Source organism: Arthrobacter sp. 10T413_2, assembly GCF_056394205.1.
Map to the genome: position 1 here is coordinate 1 of NZ_JBFTHK010000022.1, position 20,046 is coordinate 20,046.

Here is a 20,046-nt window from a genome sequence, read left to right on the forward strand (position 1 = left end):
AGATGGAGGGGATGAGGGCCCGGATGCGGACAATGAGCGACGCGAACACCACCACCATGCCGGAGGCAACCAAGGTGTGGATCCCGAAGCGCTCATCGACCGGGAACACTCCCACGCCGGCGAGGAACACGCCGATCAGKACGATGCCGCCTTCGAGCAGCCTTACCCKGTGAAGTGCGGCCGGGGTGTTGGCGCTCGCAGCGAGCGTCGCCGTCGAATATCCCGCCAGGGTGGTGACCACKACGCCGCCGACGATCAAGGTGAAGTTGAACGTCACCCCGGAGACGTCCGAGCTCATGCCGAGGGCGCTGAGGTGCTTCTGCCACCAGAGGGGGTCCGCTGCCGTGAGCATGCTCGTGAKGACACCAGTGACGAKGAAACCGGCGAGGAGTGCGGCGAGCCGGTAGGCGGTCATGCCGAGCGCGGAGAGGTACGCGACGTAGGCGCTGATGGCCCCCGCACCCCCGACCAGGACGGCGGCCGCCACCGGGTAGAGKACGGCGCCGATGAACGCTTGCTGGAAGATCCAAAAGAGCGCCAGCCAGCCGAGCAGGAACATACACGCGTGGGCCAGCGCGAGGGCGCCGACGTCGATCGCAGAACGCGTCCGGCCGCCGCGGAACTGCGGTGACACCGACGCCGGGCGTTGCAGGCAACCGGTCACCACCGCCGCGGCACCAAGAACCGCCGTGCCGATMGCTGCAATGTCACCGGCCGATCCTCGTCCGGACAACGCCACGGGCTCCCGCCCGACGAGCAGGAGCGCGACGCCGCCGAGGACTACGAAGCCCACGCTGCCGACGAAGAGCGCACGTGCCTCGGACGTGACGGCGGCATGCTTGTTCCGGACTAACATCGCTCACTTCGATTCACTGGCGTTGCGGCTGGTACTGGTCCGCCGGCACAGGCCGCCCGTTCCGCTCMAGGAAAAGGCCTTGGGCCAAGTCCGACATCCGAATCCGTTTCCGGAACTATGGGTCCCGGGCGGTCCTCCGCCGGCGATAACCCAACGCTATGTCCGGCCCGGCCGCGGGCCGTCACCCGGAACGGATGAAACCGTCGATGATGGCGCCCGGCGTGACCGCAGCCCCTAACTCGCGGCGGCGGACGTCAGCGCCTCCAGCAGCGGCGTCGTGGGCCGTCCGATCAGCCCGGAAAGCTCGCCCGTGACGGTGGCCAGAAGACCAGCTTTCGTGTCCGTGTCCAGGGCGGCGAGGAATCCCGCGGTCCCTTGATCGAGCCCGGCAGCAGTCAGGACCTGGATCAGCTCGGGCGCGGACACGGGCTGGTACACGACTTCCCGTCCGGCGATCCCGGCGATCGCCGTAGCCAGTTCCTTGAAGTCCCACGCGTAGTCGCCGGAGAGCTCGTAGGTGCGGCCCTCGTGCCCGGCGGAGGTGAGCACCGCCGCGGCGGCGGCCGCATAGTCCGCCCGTGCGGCGCTGGCGACCCTCCCGTCACCGGCAGCGGCGACGACGGCGCCCGTCTGCCGGGCCGTGGCCACGGTCTGGGCGTAGTTTTCGGAGTACCAGCCGTTGCGCAGGAGCGTAAAGTCGAGTCCCGACGCGCGGATGAGTTCCTCGGTTGCCTTGTGCTCGGGCGCCAGGATCAGCTCTGTGGTGTCCGCCGMCAGGACGGACGTATAGGCAATGAAACGGACACCTGCCGCTTTGGCCGCACTGACCACGTTGGCATGCTGTGCCACCCGGGAGCCTACCTCGCTGCCGGAGACCAGCAGGAGCTTCTCAACGCCGGCGAGAGCGGCCTCGAGCGCGGCAGGATCGGAATAGTCCGCCACGCGCACCTGGACGCCCCGGGACTCCAGATCCACGGCTTTCGCGGCGTCGCGGACCACCGCCACGAGGGAACCCGGCTCCTGCCTGCTGAGTAGGTCCTCAAGGACCAATCGGCCCAGCTGTCCTGTGGCACCCGTTACTGCAATCGTCATGTCGCGCTCCTGGAATCTGAGGTGAAGTTCATGTCAAGTCTTTGCCGTGCCGGCGAACCGGCACCGGGGATCACAACCGGTGCCCGGCGCCGGGCATTCCGGTGTTACGCTGTGCGACGCCGTCCATCGTTCGGCTGTCCGCGCCGCGGCGCAGGCACCGGGCCGCGTTTTGTACCGTCTTGTACCTAACGCCTATGTCAGGGTCCACGAACGCTTGGACAGCCCGAACCAGAACCCGTCGATCGCCGTCTTCGCCTGGATGTCTCCCGAGCCGTATGCAGCCCCKAGGGCAACATAGAGCGGAGCCCAGTGCTYGCTCCGGGGGTGCGCTTCGCGGGCGGCCGGCGCCTTGTTCAGKAAATCCAGGATGGAGTCGACGTCGCCGCGGGCCATGGCTTCCTCGGCCCAGTGGTCGAATTCGCTGGATGCTGCCGGCGKGGCGGTGTCCGGTCCGCCGGCGGGATTGAACCAGCGCAGGTTGTGCGTGGTGAAACCGGATCCGACGATCAGCGTGCCCCGGTCGCGCAGAGGCCCAAGCGACATGCCGAGTTCGAACAATCCCTGCGGATCCAGCGTCGGCATGGACATCTGCACCACCGGCACGTCTGCTGCCGGGTACATCTCCTTCAGGGGAACGTAGGCGCCGTGGTCCAGGCCGCGGCTTTCATCGCGCTCCACGTGGTGGCCGTGGGCGGCCACCAGCTTCTCCACTTCGGCTGCCAACTCAGGTGCCTGCGGGGCGTCATACGCCACGTCGTAGTACTTCTGGGGGAAGCCCCAGAAGTCGTAGACCAGGCCAGGATCGCGTCCGGTGGCGCTGAGTGTCACCGGCGCATTCTCCCAGTGCGCAGAGACCATCAAGATGTCCTTGGGCTTGCCAAAGGTGCCGGACCAGTCGTTGAGTTGGCGGGTCCAGGTGGAGTCGTCGGCCAAAGGTGGCGCACCGTGGCTGAGGAAGAGTACCGGAGGGCGGTCAGTGGTCTGAGTCATGGCCTCATCGTAYCCTGTTTTTATTGAAGCTTCAAGCTTCCTCCAGACTCCGGCCCGGCTCCCGGCGGCCTCCGGTCAGAACGTGGGAACGGTGAACCCGAGGCCCAGGAGGCCGCGGCCGGCCTGCTCGAGCACCGGATCCCTGGTGAGCGCCGCGTGGTTCAACAGGACGTTGACGTCGCGCTGGATCCGCTGGAGCGGGTGCGATAGCCGGTGGACACTCCCGCCGGATCCCGTCATGACCAGGCGGACCGCTTCAGCCGAGGCCTCGCCGCTTAGCGCGAGGGACAGCCGGTAGTCAGCGCGCTCCCGGTCCGTCATTGTTGAGGGCCGGCGCGCATGGGAGGACGAGACGACCCGGACAGCTTCCTGCCAATGCAGCCGTGCCGCGGCAACCAGGCCGTAAGCCTGCGCATAGCGGACCTGGGCGAGCGGCGAGTCGGCCTGCCGCGTCTCCACGGTGTGCTTGACCTTGCGCACCATCAACAGCTCGCGGAACAGTTCGACCGCATACTCGGCTGACCCCAGGGCGGCGGCAGGGGCCACCATGTTCAGCAGCGCGCTCATGGGGGTGTGGATCAGCGGATCCTGATGGAGTTCGCTGCCCGGATTGGCCTCGGCCGCCAGGAGTTCCCAGTCCAGCGCTCGATGCTCCGGGACGAACAGGTTCCCGGCCAGGATGTCGTTGCTCCCGGTCCCCCTCAGCCCGGCGGTGTGCCACGCATCGAGAACTTCGACGTCGGCCAGGGGCACCAGGCATTGCAGGCGCACCCCGCCGTGCTGCGCCGCGAGCAGCGCCCACTCGGAGTGCATCACCCCGGAGGCGAAGGTCCACCGTCCCGAGATGGAGTAGCCTCCCGGTACCTTCTCCGCCACCCCGGCCGGCGCGCCGGTGGCGGCTGCCAGCGGTGCCGGACCGTTCGCGAAGACTTCGTCCTGCGCTTCCCGGGGCCAGCGTGYGAGCATCCAGACATGCTCGACCAGATGGCCCACGCTCCATGCCGTGGAGGCGCATCCCCTCGCAAGCCGGCGCACGACCTCAACGTAGGTCTCCAGCCCCATGCCGAATCCCCCGGCAGCCTTCGGGGAGAGCATGTGGAAGATTTCGGCCGACCGCAGTTCCGCCATGGTGGAGTCGGGTATGCGGCGAAGCTGCTCTGTTTCCGCGGCCCGCTCGCGCAGGCCGGGAAGGAGTCCCTGAGCGCGGGCCAGCATCTCATCATGGGTGGGGACGACGACGGGCACCGCGGCAGCGGGCCGGGCGGCAGTCCCGGCGAGGATGCCGCTGCGCGGCTCATCACGGCCGGGGCCGGCGTCGGGCGGGATTTGGAGCGTGTGGGAGGTGTGGTCGCGCTTGGCGGTCAGGTACCGGAGGTTGGCCGGGGACAGGTGGACGCCGGTGGCGATCTGCGCGGAAACGTCGACGCCGAGGGCGGTCAGCTGGGCTGCCTTGTCCGGGTTGTTGCTGAGCAGGCGCACCGTCCCGGCGCCCAGGGCGCCGAGCATCTGCGCCGCAGCCGTGTAGTCCCGCTCGTCCTCGCGGTGCCCGAGAGCGAGGTTGGCCTCGTAGGTGTCCAGGCCGCCGTCCTGCAGGGCATAGGCATCGAGCTTGGAATACAGGCCGATGCCGCGGCCTTCCTGGCGGAGGTAGAGCAGGAACCCGCCTGCGGCTGCGATCCGCTCCACAGCCTCCCGCAGCTGCGGACCGCAGTCACACCGCTGGCTCCCGAACACATCCCCGGTGAGGCATTCACTGTGCAGCCGCACCAGGGGTCCCGAGCCTCCGCGCGCCGCGTCCAGCAGGGCCTGCTCCCACTCGCCGAAGGCGACGAGCAGGTGCTCCTTTCCATCGGTGAGCCCGATGAAGGTCAGMACCTCGGCGTCGGCGGTGAACCCGTCCGCGAACCGCAGAGGCACGGAAACGCGGCTGCGTACGGCGGCTGCTGGAGCGGGTGCAGCGTGTTCGATGGTCTCTGACACAAGGGTCATCTCAGGTCCTCAGGCATTCGGCAGGAAGGTGCAGGCGTTGCGCCGGAGCGGGACAGACCGGCCAGACGACGTTGCGGTCCGCGGCATTTCCGGCAGAACTTTACTTGAAACTTAAAGTTATAGGGAGGCGCGGCCKGCGATGCAAGCCATGACCCCGTGTGACGGGTCCGGCGGAAGCATCGGCGCGCGCACGCACGGATGACCCGGCGGCGGGTGCCATCATGAGGGCGTGACTATCGCAAAAACMATCGTGCTGTTCATCCTGGCCGCGGCGGCCGAAATCGGCGGGGCGTGGCTCGTGTGGCAGTCCGTCCGCGAAGGCCGGGACTGGTGGTGGGCCGGGCTGGGTGTCGTGGCGCTGGGCATCTACGGCTTCGTGGCCACCCTGCAGCCCGACGCGCACTTCGGGCGCATCCTCGCGGCGTACGGCGGCGTGTTCGTGGCCGGCTCCCTGGCCTGGGGCATGATCTTCGACGGGTTCCGGCYGGACCGGTGGGACATCCTGGGTTCCGCGGTCTGCCTGTTCGGGGTCGCCGTCATCATGTTCGCGCCCCGCGACGCGGGCTAACGCGGGCGGGCGCTCCTCCGCCGGGCCGCCCTACCGGCGGATTGTGCGCTCGAGTACCTGGCCGAGGATTCGCGCGCCTTCCCGGAAGGCGCCCGGATTGGGGCCGGCGTAGTTGAGCCGGATGAACGGTCCGGCCGGTTCGGCCGGGAACMACTCGGTCCCGGCGGCGATGATCACCCCGGCGGCGTCGCAGTCACGGACGAGCTGATCGACGTCGGTCCCGTCKGGCAGGCGGGCCCACAGGTTCAGCCCGCCCCTGGGCACGTGCTCAACGTGGGCCAGCGGGGCATGCTCCCGCAGGCTGCCGACCAGCAGATCCCGGCGGTCCTGGAGCTGGTGGCGCAGACCGCGCAGGTGGGTCTGCCACGCCGGGTGCGTCACGACGTCGAGGGCGGCCGCCTGKAGCACGCCGCTGACGTACATCGATTCGGCACCCCGGTCGGCCAGAATGCGGTCACGCGCGGGGCCGCGGGCGATCACCGCAGCAACGCGGATGCCCGGCGACACGCTCTTCGTCAGCGACCGAAGGTAAACGACATGGCCGGAATCGTCCCGGGCGGCCAGGGGTGAGGCATCGGTGGTGATGCCGAAATCATGCGCCCAGTCGTCCTCGACGAGGAACGCGCCATGGGCGCGTACTGCCTCCAGCACCTGCTCCCCCACGCGCGTGGCCCATTGCGCACCGGTGGGATTGGCATAGTTCGRCTGCGCATAGAACAGCCGCGMACCGGTCTCGGCAAAGGCGCGGGCCAACTCCWCCGGGTCGGGCCCCTCGGGACCGCTCGGCACGGGAACAACCCGGACACCGGCCTGCGTTGCGGCCAKGATGGCTCCCCAGTACGTCGGGGATTCCACCAGCAGCGGCTGTCCCCTGCCGACCAGCGCCCGGAACACGGAGCTGAGCCCGCTCTGGCTGCCGGGGAGCACGATCACATCGCTGGCCGTCGGCGGCGTGACACCGGCCGGCGTTGAGGCCCGGAGTTCGTGTGCGAACCAGGACTGCAGTTCGGGCAGGCCCGCGGCGGGCKGGCGGGACAAGGCGGCGTCTCCCCGGGCTGCCCGGGTCAGGGCCGCCCGCACCAGACGCTCGGGCAGGAGTTCACGGTCCGGGTAGCCGGAGTGGAAGGCGATGACATCGTTCGGCGCGCTGCGCATCGCCGTGGAGACGGGGCGCAGCGGCGCCTGGGGCGAGCCCAGTGCGGCTGTCTGCCAGCCGTAGTCCGCAGGCCGGGCCGTCCKGACGGCCCGCACGAAGGTTCCGACGCCCGGGCGGCTTTCGATCAGGCCCTGTGCGGCAAGCGTGCGGAGCACCTTCTGCACGGTGACGGGGCTGGCTTGGTACTCGGCGACCAGGGACCGCGTCGAGGGCAGCCTGKCGCCGGGCGCGGCACCGGCAATCCACTCCCGGAGGCGTGCCGTGATTTTCGAGGTGCTATCGTTGGACATGAGAGACAATAGTAGCGCTACTGCGATATTTGATCAACCGTTATCGCCCCGGCCGGCCACCGGACTGTGGTGGGGATTGCTCGGCGTCGCCGCCTTCTCCTTCACGGTTCCGTTCACGCGCGTTGCCGTTGCGGGGCTGTCGCCGTTGTTCATCGGATCGGGGCGGGCCGTCGTCGCGGCAGTTCTCGCCGCGTGCACCCTCGCGTTGACGCGCCAGCGGGCGCCGCGCGGTTCCCAGTGGGCGCGCGTTGCCGTGGTCGCCGGCGGCGTGGTTGCGGGCTTCCCGCTGCTGACCTCCTTCGCCCTCACCTCGGTTCCCGCCAGCCACGGCGCTGTCGTTATCGCGCTGCTCCCCGCGGCGACCGCAACGATGGCAGTGCTTCGCGGCCACGAACGCCCACCCGTCATCTTCTGGGTCATCACCGGCGTCGGCGCGGTTGCGGCCATCGTCTTCGCCTCCGCGCAATCCGGCGGCGTCGGGCAGCTGCATCTGGCGGACCTGCTTCTTTTCGGCGCCGTGGTGTGCGCGGCAATCGGCTACGCCGAAGGCGGCAAGCTGGCCCGCGAACTCGGGGCCTGGCAGACAGTGTCCTGGGCGCTCGTCCTCGCCTCTCCCCTCATGGTGTGCCTGGTGGCGCTCTCCATCGCCGGGCAACCACCCGCCGGCACCCCCGCGCAGTGGGCGGCCTTCGCCTACCTTGGGATCGTGAGCATGTTCCTTGGCTTCTTCGCCTGGTACCACGGCCTGGCCATCGGCCCCATGGCGCAAGTCAGCCAGATCCAATTGGTCCAGCCGGTGTTGAGCATTTGCTGGGCCGGGATCATACTGGGCGAGAACCTGAGCTGGACCACCATCATCGGCGGGGCCGCGGTGATAGTCTGCGCCGGCCTGGCGGTCCGCTCCCGGCCCGGCAGCCCGAGGGCGAAAGCGAGTACCAGTATGGATGCGACAACAGGTGGGCCGGCAACCGCTACAGCGACAGCGACGGCTATAGCGACGGCGAAGACAGGCCCCTGACCGGCAGCCGTCTCCCCGGCCCCTCGACTGCACTCCGCACCGCCGGCCCGCGCGCCCCGCCCCGCGTCCGATCCCCGACCCCAGGCCCCCGATCCGAAGGGAAACCTCCGTGTACATCCCGGCACATTTCGCCGCCAGCTCCGATTCAGTCCAGCACTTGCTCACCCGCGCGGCCGCGGCCAACCTGATCACTTCCACGGCGAACGGCATGCTCGCCACGCTGTTGCCCTTTGTCTATGACCCGGCGGCCGGTGAGCATGGTGCGCTGCACGGACACCTCGCCCGGAACAACCCCCAATGGTCCGCACCCGCCCTCGGCGAATCGCTCTTCATCATCCAGGGCGCGGACGCCTACATCTCACCGTCGTGGTACGCGTCCAAGGCAGAGCACGGGCGGGTCGTTCCCACCTGGAACTACTCCACGGCCCACGTCTACGGCACCCTGGTCATCCACGATGATCCGGCCTGGCTAGCCCGCCACGTCAGGCGGCTGAGCGACCACAACGAGGCCGGCTCAGCGCGGCCCTGGACCGTGGACGACGCCCCCGAGCGCTACATTGCCGGGCAGCTGCGCGCAATCGTCGGCGTCGAGCTGCTCATTACCCGGATTGAGGCGAAGCACAAGCTCAGCCAGAACCGGCCCGATGCMGATATTGACGGCGTCGTCGCGGGGCTGCGGGCGCGCGGTGACATGCAAAGCGCCGCGGACGTCGCGGCGGCCCGCGAGGCCCGCGATCAGGCCCGGTGCCCGCATTCGGATGGATCCCCGGCCTGATCCGGGACCGGGCGGGAGGTGCTGCCTGCCGCCTTGGTTCTACCCCTGGCGAAGCCCGAGGGTGTTGCCGTCAGGATCATGGAACCACGCAGCCCTCGCGGGGCCGAGCTGGGCGATGTGGCCCGTCGTCACCAGGGGGCCTTCGGTGTAGTCCAGGAATTCCACGCCCTTCGCGCTCAGGTCCTGGACCACGGCCTMGATATCTTGCACCTCGAAATGGGCCAGGGTGTGCTCCGTCGTGACGGGCGGGCGCTTGAAGACCGAGATCTCGCTGGCGGCTCCGCAGCGGWACCGGACTCCGGCAGGGGTCTCCCACAGGAATGTCAGGCCGAGGATATCGCTATAGAACGACTTGGCCCTCTCCAGGTCCGTGACCGGAATCGTGGCTACAACCATCGTGGCAGTGATCATCAGAACCTCCTCGTCGGACCCGTCTGGTCGGCGCGACCTGTCCGTCACGCCGCGCGCCTGAAGCAGCGAATGGGTCCTKGTACTTGTCTACGGATCGTCCCACCGTCCACCGGCGACGGGACAGGGCCTTCGTACCCGCTGTGCGAGGGCGGCGCCGTCGTCCCCGAGGCAGCCGGGCAAGTGTCGCAGCATCCGTGGGCGCCAAAGATGCGGCGGACACTGACGAGCGAATTCGGCCCCCTACTCAGCCGTTTTCGCTACTCCTTCGGACAGCCGACACGAAAGAGGTCGGGCGCTACGGGGATACCGTAGCGCCAGACCTTTTCCGGTTCATACGTCCGTTTCCGGCCGGCGCCCAGCCAACAATTCCACCCTTGTGCATCCACACTGCTGGGTCCTTACTGGTGGGAGGAGAGTAGGCCAGCGCCCACCGGGACCKCCAATCGTGAAGGTGCGTCTCCCTGCTAAGGGCGTGAGCGGCAGGCACTCCAACTCTMACGTATCTAGGAGGATGGACATGTTCGCTCGCGTCAGCACCTATCAGCCAGGCCCTGACAGCTCGGGGGCACCCACAGAGGACACCGTCAACCGGGTGCTCGCATTGCCGGGGTGCCTTGGCATCTACTACCTGTTGGGGAAGGACAACAAGTCGCTGTCCATCACGCTGTGGGAGGACGAGGAAGCCCTCGCCGGCAGCGCGGAAGCTGCGACTCAAATCCGTTCGGAAACCAGCGCCGAGCAACACATGCAGATCCTTGGCGTCGAGGAATTTGACGTGCTCACACGGCACCTCAAGGACTGACCGGCGGTGCGGGCAGCTGCGGGACCGCCTAGAAGCCCGCGAGGCCTTTGCCGATCATCACGACGCCAATAATGGCGAGCACAGCCGCGATGACGATGTTGTAGTAGCGAACCAGCCATGTCCGGACCGGTTCCAGCACTCCGCGCACGCGGGCACCGAGGAAAAGATACGCCACGACCGGGACCACGACGGTGATCGTGGCGATCGCCGTGTAGATGAGCACGGCTGCGGTAAGCATGCCGGGCGGGAGCGTGGAGCTTCCGATCACGACACMGGCCGCGAGGCCGAAGATCAGTTCCTTCGKATTGATGACGGTCACCAGGAAGCCGGTCCTCAGAGCCTTCGCGGGCGGCATGTCATCCAAGGCTTGCATCCACCMGGGGGTCTTCGGTTCGGCGGACCCCCTGGGCCGTGAGCGGACCTTGGTCAGGGCCAGGAAGACCRGCGCCACCCCGAGCACKAGGCGGATGACGGCGCCGACTCGTGACCCGCCGGTTCCCTGTGTKACGAGTTCGGACAGGGCGGCCACTGCAATCACCGTCGCGAGGACCCCGAGGACCCGGCCCACGGCAAATGCGATGCTCCTGCCCCGACCGTTCGGGGACAGGACCATCAGGAGCACCGCGATCAGCGGGAGCGGACTGGCCGCAAGGCCAATGGCTTGCGGCATCAGCTCCGCGACCAGCTCAAGCACACTTCTCCGTTACAGCGACGACAAGGACACGAACGGCAATTGCTATATCCGACATGATGGACACGCTAAACCAAAAGAACTACCCGGAATATAGCCAGGCTTCGAGTCCTACCCCGGCCGCAGTCAGGACTGCGTCGCCAAGGAGGCCCGGCGGAAGTCGGTGCTCCACACGTCGACGCCCCGCCCGTCCCCGTCCGTGACGACGTATTCGGGCCAGCGATCAAACGCCGAGCAGGKATGGGATATCCCGAAATCCACCGTATCCGTGACCTCCAGACCGGTCACGCCGGTAAGGACTGCGTGGTGGTCGAAAAGATTTCGCACCGCTGCGGTTGCGCCGGTCTTTGTCGCACCGTCAGCCGTTCGGGCCGACAAAAAGCTCGGCAGTCCGGCGTCGTACGGAAGATCCCGTTTGCCCGCGCCGACGACGGCGATCCCCTCTTCCGGGGTGGACAGGACGACGGCGCGAACCGAAAGCGCGGGAATGAGACCCGGCATGGGGCTGACGGCGGCGTACGTGCCGTGATCGTGGGTCACGTAGCACCMTGATCGKAGAATAGTCCTGGTTCCAGGCACCTCGCCGAGGTCAGGAAGGAACGCGATGACGCGRTCCGGGAACGCGGAACCGCCCATGGAATAGATGGGCGTGGCGGTCTCAAAGTACGTCGCGGCTTCCAGATAGGTGTCCCGCACCAGTTGGCAGTGCCGGTCAACCGCCGTGACCGTATCCTCGGCCCTGCTGTTGGGCACGACGCCTTCGTAGCCGGCAACGCCGACCAGCTTCAGGCCCGGCGTGGCACGGACCAGCCCGGCCAGGCGCAGGGCCTCGCCCACGCCGCGGACTCCGGTGCGTCCGCCGGGAGTTCCTACGTCGATCAGCACCTCAAGGGCGACCGTCGCGCCCTCGAACGCCGCCGCCGCGGCCTTGACCCCTGCTGCCKAATCGACGAAGCAACGGATTTCCCGGCCAGGATCCTCCTCCAGCCACGTTCGGACACGCAGTAGTCCGAACGTGTCGACGATCTCGTTGGCGACGAGAACGCGGACATGTCCCCACTCCAGTGCCGAAGCGACCTGATCCACGGTGGCGACGGTTACGCCGACCGCGCCGGCAGCCACCTGCCGTTCGATGATCGGTGCCGACATCGTTGTCTTGACATGCGGGGCCAGCTCCACACCCCGCTCGCGACACCACTCCGCCATGACCCGGATATTGCTGTCGAGGGCCTCGCTGTTGAGCCGCAGCTGCGGATACGCCGAGGCGGCGGCTAGTTTGGCCGCGAAGTCTCCATCGGCTCCGGCCTGACTCTTGATCGACTTGCTCACGCTACTCCCCTGTCGTTCGCCCAAAAAGGAGCCTTTCCCTCCGACAATCTACTGGAGCATCATGGGGCAGTACGTCATGGCCAGGGCAAAACCGGGAACCGAGGGAAAAATGCCCACGGACCGTTAGTGCTTCTCTTCTTTGGCCGTCTCGGTGAAGAGGTCTCCCTGAGCGGCTCCCGAACCCGCCTTACCGCCGCCCGGGCCGCGCAAAATGAATGCAATACCGACGGCGGCCGCTGCGCCGGCCAGCGGTCCGGCGACGTACACCCAGTAGTCGCTGAAGTTGCCGCCGGCGAGGTCGGGGCCGAACGTTCGCGCCGGATTCATCGATGTGCCGGAGATGGGACTGCCCCACAGGCCGGCCACGGCAATGTAGGCGCCTACTGCAAAGGCCCCGAGCAATCCGATGTTCTGGGCCCCGGAGGCGGTTCCCAGAATGACGCTGACCAGCACCAGCGTGAGCAGTGTCTCCATCCAGAACGCGGCGCCCGCCGAAAACTCCGCCGCCGGATAGTTCGAACCGTATGTGGCGGAGACACCGATCACGGCCTGCAGAAGCAGGCAGGCAAGCGTCGCGCCGATGAGCTGAACGACGATGTAGCCCGGTACCCGGCGCCACGGGAAGTCACCGCGGAGCGCGAACGCGAAGCTGACCGCAGGGTTCAGATGCGCGCCGGAGATTTTGCCCATGAACAGGATGATCCCCATCACCATCAGGCCGGGGGCCACCACGGCCGCCGTGCGGCTGATGACACCGGGGAAGGCCTGGCTCATCATTCCACCCCCGGCCGCGACAATGACGAGGAGAAATGTGCCGTAAAACTCCGAGAACAGCCGCCGCCATTCCTGGCGCGGATCATTAAAATCCTGGATTCGCAGCAGGATGTTCTGCTCGACAACTCCCAATTCGCTGGCAAGGTTGTGATTGTGCGCCTCGTCTTGACGCGCGCCCGCGCGTCCGATTCCGTCTTTGCCCTGATTTTCCGCCATGGCGTGTCGCCTCCGCCGGTTATGGAATCGTGCCGTGCCAATCTGTTGGCACAGAGCGGGGCGGCACCTGTGAAGCCCAATGTACCGCTGCCGGAGCCGGTTGTCAGCGTTGCGCACGTGGCCCTCCAGGAGTTGTCGGCCGGCCAATGAAGCGAGATCCATCCGTCACGCGAACATCCGACAGAACAGGGGCGGCAATTTCGTAAGGACATCCGGGGAACAAAGTCCTACGATTCAGCCATGACGCTTCAGACGTGGCAGAAGTATTCCGAGTGGCCCCTCGTCGGTGCGGCCTTTCTCTTCCTGGCGGCCTACTCCATCCTGGTCATTGTCGAACCGCCGCCCCCCTACGCCACCCTTCTGACACTGGTCATCTGGTCAACGTGGGCTGCCTTCGGCGTCGATTACATTGTGAAATTGGTGCTGGCACCACAGCGGGGCCGATGGTTCATCCGCCACCCTATGGACCTGCTCATGGTGGTGCTTCCGGTAGCGCGGCCATTGCGGCTCCTGCGTCCCTTCACCTTGCGCAAAGTCATGGACCGGGCCCCGGGCACCGCCATCCGAACGCGCGTCATGGCCTATGTCATTGCGTCGGCCGTCCTTCTGATCTACACCGTGGCCCTGAGCGTCCTMAGTTTCGAGAAGGGCGCTCCGAACGCGAATATCACCACGATKGGCGACGCCTTGTGGTGGGCGATCGTCACCATCACAACCATCGGCTATGGCGACTACTACCCGGTAACCGTTCCCGGGCGGTGGGCTGCGGCCGCACTGATGGTGGGCGGGTTTGCAGTCCTGAGCATGGTCACTGCAGCCGTGTCCTCCTGGCTGGTTGAAAGTGTGACCGCCGCAACCAGTTCGCGGACTAGGGCGGCCGAAACCTCCAGCAGCGAAGAGCTCGCCCGCCTCACGGCCCAGGTCAATAGGCTCAATGACCAACTGGCCCGCAGCCTGGGCCAAACCAACAGTGACCACGGCGACGGCAAACCACGCAGGGAACCAGGTTAATGGCCGCGAGCCAACGCCTCATCGCCCTTCCACATCGCAACCGTCTCCCTGCTGTCCCCTGGCGCGGCATCCGGTCGATGCCGTTGCGTTTCAGAAGCCGGCCGGCCTCTTCTGCCGTGGATTGCCTTGGAGTTCCATGGCTTCGTGGATCTGCAGGGCAAACCACAGTTGCGCCAGCGTGGAGGTTTCGGTCATATCAAGGCCTGTCAGCTCACTGATCTTGCGAATGCGGTAGATGATGGTCTGCCGATGCGCGAACAGGGCCGCCGCGGTTTTCTGCCAGGACCGTTGCGTGTCGAGAAACGTCTTAAGCGTGACGATTAGGTCCCCATTTTCTCCCTGTTCATACTGGAAAATKGGTCCGAGGAGCCGCTGTACCAGTGCGTTGCCTTCCTCAAAGCTGGTGAGCCCCAGCCAGGAGKGTCCCTCGGCGTAACGKACCAGCMGCTCGCCGGTGCTTGATGCGGTCCCAAGCGCCCACATCGATTCCTGAAGAGCCCTCTGCGCACTGGCGGGCGCGGAAGGCCGGCTGATCCCGATCTTCACATTCAACGAAACGACGTGCCGCAGGAGATCGTCGGTGCAGTCTGAGGCGACAGCCAGATGCAACATATTGAACCTGCGCTGGCACGCCGTCGGATAGCCGTGTCGCCATAAATCTACGTGAATCCCCGCCAGGGCCTCACCGTCGTCGCTGGACATGGAGATGATGAGGAAATCCCGTGAAGTAATCCCGAATTCAGGCAGCCGGCTTTCGATCTCGGCTATGCCCAGGCGTCCGTCAAAGGCCTGCACAAGGAACTCGGCACCCAGCCGGCGCTGGTTCTCGAGCGACAGAACCGTCCGCGATAGCTCCAGCCCGAGGACTGTGGCGGCATGAAGCAGCACCACCGCATCCGGGAGCGGCTCGGATTTCGGCAGCACCACCAGGAGCGCATTGGCGTGAGTCGGAATATCCATCATCAGAACGTGGCGGTCCCGCAAACGGTGCCACTGGAACTTCTTGCTGGCCACCGGCGACTTGCTGGTCAGCGGTTCAAGGTCACGCCTGAGCTCCGGCGGCAACGACCGGCCTCCGGGATGCCAGGCATGCAGGCACCGTCGATCAACCACGAAGAGACTCGCGTCGAGTTMGGCTTCGATGCCAGCGATCAAACTTAGCCAGTTGTCGTCAGAGGGTCCCGCCAGCCGAAGGAGGTCGTAGATGCGAGCCGTCTGACGCAGTTTTCGGGACTCCTCAAGCAACGAAGCCTCAGCGACCGAGCGTGCGATGGCGATGAACGGAAGCGGGTAGGGGATGCTGATGACCGGCAGCGGCAAGTGGTCGCAGACTTCGAAGAACTCTGGAAGCAGCTTAGGGGCATGCATCTGCTCGCCGATCGCCAGGGCACTCGCGCCGGCGTTGACCAGTGCCTCGGCAAGCTCAACCTGCCCCGCGGGATCCGCCGGGATGGACAGCCCGTTGGTCATCATGAGCTCKCCGCCGGTGACCCATTCCCACAGCCGCGGGAGGTCGGATGTGTGGGCCCATGTGACTCTGTTGCCCAGACCGGCGGATCCCGCCAGAAGGCTCAGGCCCAACTGGGGTTCGGCCAGCAGTTCGGCCACGGTGATCGCCATGCGCGGGTCCTGTTCATGAGTGCGGAGGCCGCCCCCGAGCCACTTATACACATGTATAAACCCCTGGGTTATTTGTAGTCAATCTGCGCATATACCCCGTGACGCAGATCACTAATAGTGGAGGTAGCAGCAACCGCGCAGATGCCCGGCACAGAGAAGAATTCTGCGGGGCCGCCTGAAACCAAAGCAACCGGAGGATCCCTGTCATGACCACACACAAGCCAATCGGCCCCGTCGACGCAACGAAAGTCCCCCGCTACGCAGGCCTGGGCACCTTCGCCCGGCTTCCTCAGATCGACCGTGTCCCTGACTACGACATTGCGATTGTCGGTGTCCCGTTCGACGGCGGCACCTCCTACCGCCCGGGCGCCCGCTTCGGTCCGGCAGCCGTCCGTGAAGCATCGCGGCTCCTGCGGCCCGGCTACCATCCGGAACTCGATGTCGAACCCGTGTACGAAGCCCAGGTGGTCKACGCCGGCGACATCGCCTGCACACCGTATGACATCGCCCGCGCAGTCCGCGAGATCGAGGAGCAGGCCCTCCCGCTCCTCGGCGACGCCGRCTCCGGCAAGAGGCTCATCTCCATCGGCGKCGACCACACCATCGCGCTCCCGATGCTGCGGGCATTGAACAAGGTCCACGGCCCGGTGGCACTGCTCCACTTCGATGCACACCTGGATACCTGGGACACCTATTTCGACCAGCCGGTCACGCATGGAACAATCTTCCGCCGGGCCTTCGAAGAAGGCCTTCTCGTCGAGGACAGGTCGATGCATGTGGGCATCCGCGGCCCGGTTTACGACCGCAACGATTTCCTTCGCGACCACGAATTCGGCTTCCAGATCATCCGCTGCTCGGACCTGGACGTTATCGGGGTTCCGGCCGCGATCCAGCGCGTCAAGGAGCGCCTGGGCGACACCCCGGTCTACGTCTCCATCGACATCGATGTCCTGGACCCGTCCTACGCGCCGGGCACCGGCACGCCGGAAATGGGCGGGCTCCACTCCCGCGAGCTGCTGGCGCTGCTCCGCGGATTGAACGGCATCAACATCGTGGGCGCCGACGTCGTCGAGGTCGCTCCGGCCTATGACCACGCAGACATCACCACCGTCGCCGCGGCGACCCTCGTCTTCGACCTCCTGGCGTTGATGGTGAACCGCAGCAAGGCCACCGCCAGCGTCGCCCAACAGCTGGAATCGGCCACCGTTTGAGCCGCAACTGCCGGGCAGTCGCGGCTGATTTGTACATATGTATGAAGAGGTTTACGGCAACTGTTCAATCGCCGGATTCTCACTGTGACAAAAGTCACGAATGATTGATACAACAGATCCCGTGCTCGACGAAGTGCCGGGACAGAACAAAGAGGTTCCCATGTACTCCTGGAATGCATCATGAACGCTMGACCCACTCACGCCGTCGCGGCCGAAGTGCCMCGGCTCGAGGACAAGACCATTCAACCCATCCCCGCCCACGAACGCCACGGAAAAGCCCGGGACCTTTTCACCATMTGGTTCGGTTCCAACATCATGATCATKACCATCGTGACCGGAGGACTCGCGACGACGGTGTTCGGGCTCAGCTTCGTGCCCGCCATCGTCGGCATTATCATCGGGAACCTCGTCGGTGGCATCTTCATGGCCCTGCATTCGGCCCAAGGCCCGCAACTGGGCGTGGCGCAGATGATTCAGACCCGCGGCCAGTTCGGTTCGTACGGGGCGCTCCTGATCGTCGTCATCGTGGTGATCATGTACGTCGGGTTTTTTGCGGCAAACCTCGTCTTTGGCGGCGAAGCACTGGCCGCAGTCAGCCCGGGCATCAGTGTTGACGGAGGCATCATTGTCATTGGCGTCGTGAGCGTCGTCGCCACCATCTTTGGCTACCGGCTCATCCACGCCTATGCACGCTTCTTGAGCATCGTGGCCGGTCTGGCGCTGGTGCTGGCCTTTGTCTGGATCCTGGCCGTCCACGGATTGCCGGCCAGCTTCCTGAACCAGGGAAACTTCAACTGGGTGGGCTTCATGGCCACCATCTCCGTCTCCGCCCTCTGGCAGCTCGCCTACGCTCCCTACGTCTCGGACTACTCCCGCTACATGCCTCAGGGCACCGGCTCKGCCCCGGCATTCTGGGCATCCTACTCAGGCTGCGTCCTGGGAACACTCTTCCCGATGGTCTTGGGGGCCTTGGTGGGAACGCTCGCCCTGGCACTGGTCAACGATGGCAGCAGCGTCGAAATAGTGGGCAGCCTGGGAGCCCTGCTCGGGCCATGGACCATGGTGGTCATCGGAATCTTCTGCCTCGGTGTTGCGGCGTCGAACGCCATGAATCTCTACTGCGGGGTCCTGTGCACGCTCACCATCGGGCAGACGTTCAGGCCAACCTGGTTGCCCCACGCCAAGACCCGGACCATTGCGGCGATCCTCCTCTTCACCCTCGCCCTCCTGATCTCGCTGTTCGCACGCGACAATTTCATTTTCTTCTACACGAACTTCCTCTCGTTCCTGATGTACGTCCTGGTTCCGTGGACGGCCATCAACCTGGTCGACTACTACCTCCTGCGGCACGGCGACTACAGAGTTGAAGACTTCTTCAAGCGCGACGGCGGGGTGTACGGAAGGTTCAACTGGGTCGCGATCGGAGCCTATGTTGCCGGCGCACTGATCCAGGTTCCGTTCTMGGCAACAGCGATGTTCACGGGGCCCGTCGCCGCAGCGATGAATGGCGTGGACCTCTCCTGGATTGTTGGCCTGGTGGTCGTTGCACCCCTGTACTACTTTGCGGCACGGATGTTCCGTAAGACGTCGGATGCCGTTGCCGTCCCCTTTCAGTCGCCCGCATTCGCAACTGACCTGGTTGAGGCGCCGCAGACGTAACGTCCACCCCGGGCATCTGCGGCCCGCACTCACACAAACTCCGGGCGCCGAGATCGGCGCAGAAAACAAAGGCCAATCATCATGACACTCACAGACATCAAGCAGTTCACAGTCCGGCGCTCTTCCTCGGAGCAAAGCCTCGCCGKCGTTTTGCCTCCCGCGGGGCACTTCATCGCCGGAACGTTTGTCCCCGGTTCCTCAACTCAGCGCATCGACGTCGTAAACCCCACCACGGAGCAGGTCATCGCGTCAGTGCAGGCCGGAACAGCCGCGGATGTCGACGTTGCGGTCGAGGCGGCCGTGGCGGCCCAGAAGTCCTGGGGCGCCACCACGCCGAAGGAACGGTCCGAGGTGCTCTCGCTGATCGCCAACATCATTGAAGACAACCGTGAAGCATTCGAACTCATCGAGTCCGCCAACACCGGTAAACCGCGGACCGTCGCGGAGGACGATGTCTCCAGCACCATCGACACCTTCCGGTTCATGGCCGGAGCTTCCCGCACGCTGACGTCTATGGCGGGCGGCGATTACGCCACCGGACACACCTCGGTCATCCTCAGGGAACCCGTCGGCGTCGTCGGCGTCATCACCCCTTGGAACTACCCGCTGCTGATGGCTGCGTGGAAGATCGCGCCCATCCTGGCCGCCGGAAACAGCATCGTCCTGAAGCCCTCCGAACAGACTCCGCTCTCGACACTGAAGCTGGCGGAACTTGTGGCCGGACGCATCCCGGATGGAATCCTCAACGTCGTGACGGGACAAGGCCGGACCGTTGGGCAGCGACTTGCCGAACACCCTGATGTCGCCCTCATTGCGTTGACGGGGAGCGTCGTCAGCGGACAGGCTGTGGCGCAGACCGCGGGCAAGTCCGTTAAGCGCGTCCACCTGGAACTCGGCGGCAAGGCCCCTGTTGTGGTCTTCCCAGATGCCGACCTCCGTGCGGCCGCCGCCGGCGTGCGAAACGCCGGCTTCTGGAATGCCGGCCAGGACTGTGGCGCCGCCTGCCGCGTGCTGGTCCACGAATCCGTGGCTGAGGAGTTTACCGAACACCTGGTGCGCGAAGTCGGCACGCTCGTCGTCGGCGCCCCGGGCGCAGGGGACGACGTGGAAATCGGTMCCATGATTTCGCGCCCGCACTTCGACCGCGTGAAGGAATCGCTTGCCGAGGCAAAGGCTGCGGGTCTTCAGGTGGCCATCGGCGGCTCGGCCCTGGACGGTCCCGGCTACTTCATTGAACCCACAGTGATCAGCAACGTGCCGGCCGGGGCCCATATTGCTACCCACGAAATTTTTGGTCCCGTCGTCACCGTCKAGTCCTTCAGCACCACTGATGAGGCCATTACCCGGGCCAACGAGAGCCCCTACGGCCTGTCCGCCTCGGTGTGGACGCGGGACTCGAGCCTGTCGCTGAGCGTTCCGAAGCAACTCGATTTCGGCACCGTCTGGGTCAATTCACACCTKGTGTTGGCCTGCGAAGTTCCGTGGGGCGGATTCAAGGGATCCGGCTATGGCCGCGACCTCTCACTCTATGCCTTGGACGATTACTCCCGGACCAAGCACGTCATGATCAACCACAGCGCGTGAGCGT

General features: G+C 66.0%; 18 protein-coding genes. 8 read left to right on the plus strand and 10 right to left on the minus strand.

What is annotated here, in order from left to right; genetic code table 11:
- The 4 genes from AC1DBQ_RS05895 to ribA form a co-directional block, all read right to left on the minus strand.
- Positions 1-856: hypothetical protein (locus AC1DBQ_RS05895; protein ID WP_476927612.1), on the minus strand; the 856-nt coding region annotated here is incomplete at its 3' end.
- A gap of 234 nt (positions 857-1,090) precedes the next feature.
- A complete protein-coding gene (locus AC1DBQ_RS05900) occupies positions 1,091-1,948 on the minus strand; it encodes an SDR family oxidoreductase (RefSeq protein ID WP_476927613.1) in 858 nt (285 codons plus the stop codon).
- Positions 1,949-2,140: 192 nt separating this feature from the next.
- Positions 2,141-2,938 (minus strand): dioxygenase family protein, encoded by a 798-nt coding sequence (locus AC1DBQ_RS05905; protein WP_476927614.1) that lies wholly within the window; start codon positions 2,936-2,938, stop codon positions 2,141-2,143.
- Between the two features lie 75 nt (positions 2,939-3,013).
- Positions 3,014-4,927 carry a GTP cyclohydrolase II RibA gene (ribA, locus tag AC1DBQ_RS05910; protein ID WP_476927615.1) on the minus strand — a complete coding sequence of 638 codons (1,914 nt, stop codon included), beginning with the start codon at positions 4,925-4,927 and terminating at the stop codon, positions 3,014-3,016.
- A gap of 229 nt (positions 4,928-5,156) precedes the next feature.
- On the opposite strand from ribA, the gene AC1DBQ_RS05915 reads away from it, so the two are divergent.
- Positions 5,157-5,495: a YnfA family protein gene (locus AC1DBQ_RS05915; RefSeq protein ID WP_476927616.1), complete on the plus strand. Its 339-nt coding sequence runs from the start codon at positions 5,157-5,159 to the stop codon at positions 5,493-5,495.
- Between the two features lie 30 nt (positions 5,496-5,525).
- Here AC1DBQ_RS05915 and AC1DBQ_RS05920 read toward each other — a convergent pair whose 3' ends face one another.
- Entirely contained in the window at positions 5,526-6,941 is a 1,416-nt protein-coding gene (locus tag AC1DBQ_RS05920) for an aminotransferase-like domain-containing protein (protein WP_476927617.1), read from the minus strand.
- Here AC1DBQ_RS05920 and AC1DBQ_RS05925 point away from each other — a divergent pair.
- Both AC1DBQ_RS05925 and AC1DBQ_RS05930 read left to right on the plus strand, forming a co-directional pair.
- Entirely contained in the window at positions 6,940-7,959 is a 1,020-nt protein-coding gene (locus tag AC1DBQ_RS05925) for a DMT family transporter (protein WP_476927618.1), read from the plus strand. The genes AC1DBQ_RS05920 and AC1DBQ_RS05925 overlap by 2 nt on opposite strands.
- Before the next feature lie 109 nt (positions 7,960-8,068).
- Entirely contained in the window at positions 8,069-8,734 is a 666-nt protein-coding gene (locus AC1DBQ_RS05930; RefSeq protein ID WP_476927619.1) for an FMN-binding negative transcriptional regulator, read from the plus strand.
- Positions 8,735-8,773: 39 nt separating this feature from the next.
- Here the strand turns inward: AC1DBQ_RS05930 and AC1DBQ_RS05935 are convergent, their stop codons facing one another.
- Positions 8,774-9,145: a VOC family protein gene (locus AC1DBQ_RS05935; RefSeq protein ID WP_476927620.1), complete on the minus strand. Its 372-nt coding sequence runs from the start codon at positions 9,143-9,145 to the stop codon at positions 8,774-8,776.
- Positions 9,146-9,662: 517 nt separating this feature from the next.
- Between AC1DBQ_RS05935 and AC1DBQ_RS05940 the strand changes: the two genes are divergently transcribed.
- Entirely contained in the window at positions 9,663-9,947 is a 285-nt protein-coding gene (locus tag AC1DBQ_RS05940) for a hypothetical protein (RefSeq protein ID WP_476927621.1), read from the plus strand.
- Positions 9,948-9,975: 28 nt separating this feature from the next.
- On the opposite strand, the gene AC1DBQ_RS05945 is transcribed toward AC1DBQ_RS05940, so the two are convergent.
- The 3 genes from AC1DBQ_RS05945 to AC1DBQ_RS05955 all read right to left on the minus strand — a co-directional run bounded on the left by AC1DBQ_RS05945 (position 9,976) and on the right by AC1DBQ_RS05955 (position 12,957).
- Positions 9,976-10,641, minus strand: a complete 666-nt coding sequence (locus AC1DBQ_RS05945) for a GAP family protein (RefSeq protein WP_476927622.1) — start codon at positions 10,639-10,641, stop codon at positions 9,976-9,978.
- 123 nt (positions 10,642-10,764) lie between these two features.
- Entirely contained in the window at positions 10,765-11,967 is a 1,203-nt protein-coding gene (locus tag AC1DBQ_RS05950) for an alanine racemase (protein ID WP_476927623.1), read from the minus strand.
- Positions 11,968-12,090: 123 nt separating this feature from the next.
- A complete protein-coding gene (locus AC1DBQ_RS05955) occupies positions 12,091-12,957 on the minus strand; it encodes an MIP/aquaporin family protein (RefSeq protein ID WP_476927624.1) in 867 nt (288 codons plus the stop codon).
- A 240-nt stretch (positions 12,958-13,197) separates the two neighbouring features.
- On the opposite strand from AC1DBQ_RS05955, the gene AC1DBQ_RS05960 reads away from it, so the two are divergent.
- Positions 13,198-13,968 carry a potassium channel family protein gene (locus tag AC1DBQ_RS05960; RefSeq protein WP_476927625.1) on the plus strand — a complete coding sequence of 257 codons (771 nt, stop codon included), beginning with the start codon at positions 13,198-13,200 and terminating at the stop codon, positions 13,966-13,968.
- Positions 13,969-14,058: 90 nt separating this feature from the next.
- Here the strand turns inward: AC1DBQ_RS05960 and AC1DBQ_RS05965 are convergent, their stop codons facing one another.
- Positions 14,059-15,588, minus strand: a complete 1,530-nt coding sequence (locus AC1DBQ_RS05965; RefSeq protein ID WP_476927626.1) for a PucR family transcriptional regulator — start codon at positions 15,586-15,588, stop codon at positions 14,059-14,061.
- Positions 15,589-15,794: 206 nt separating this feature from the next.
- Here AC1DBQ_RS05965 and speB point away from each other — a divergent pair, with 206 nt between their 5' ends.
- From speB to AC1DBQ_RS05980, 3 genes are all read left to right on the plus strand, one after another.
- Positions 15,795-16,799, plus strand: coding sequence for an agmatinase (gene speB / locus AC1DBQ_RS05970; protein ID WP_476927627.1), 1,005 nt, complete (start codon positions 15,795-15,797; stop codon positions 16,797-16,799).
- A gap of 180 nt (positions 16,800-16,979) precedes the next feature.
- On the plus strand, positions 16,980-18,458 hold the full coding sequence (locus AC1DBQ_RS05975) for a purine-cytosine permease family protein (RefSeq protein WP_476927628.1): 1,479 nt from the start codon (positions 16,980-16,982) through the stop codon (positions 18,456-18,458).
- A gap of 81 nt (positions 18,459-18,539) precedes the next feature.
- Complete coding sequence (locus AC1DBQ_RS05980) at positions 18,540-20,042, plus strand: aldehyde dehydrogenase family protein (protein WP_476927629.1); 1,503 nt, start codon at positions 18,540-18,542, stop codon at positions 20,040-20,042.
- Positions 20,043-20,046 lie beyond the last annotated feature (4 nt).

Excerpts from the sequence above, each read along its gene's own strand:
- AC1DBQ_RS05955 (WP_476927624.1), bottom strand. The coding sequence starts at position 12,957 with ATGGCGGAAAATCAGGGCAAAGACGGAATCGGACGCGCGGGCGCGCGT.
- AC1DBQ_RS05925 (WP_476927618.1), top strand. The coding sequence starts at position 6,940 with ATGAGAGACAATAGTAGCGCTACTGCGATATTTGATCAACCGTTATCG.
- AC1DBQ_RS05940 (WP_476927621.1), top strand. The coding sequence starts at position 9,663 with ATGTTCGCTCGCGTCAGCACCTATCAGCCAGGCCCTGACAGCTCGGGG.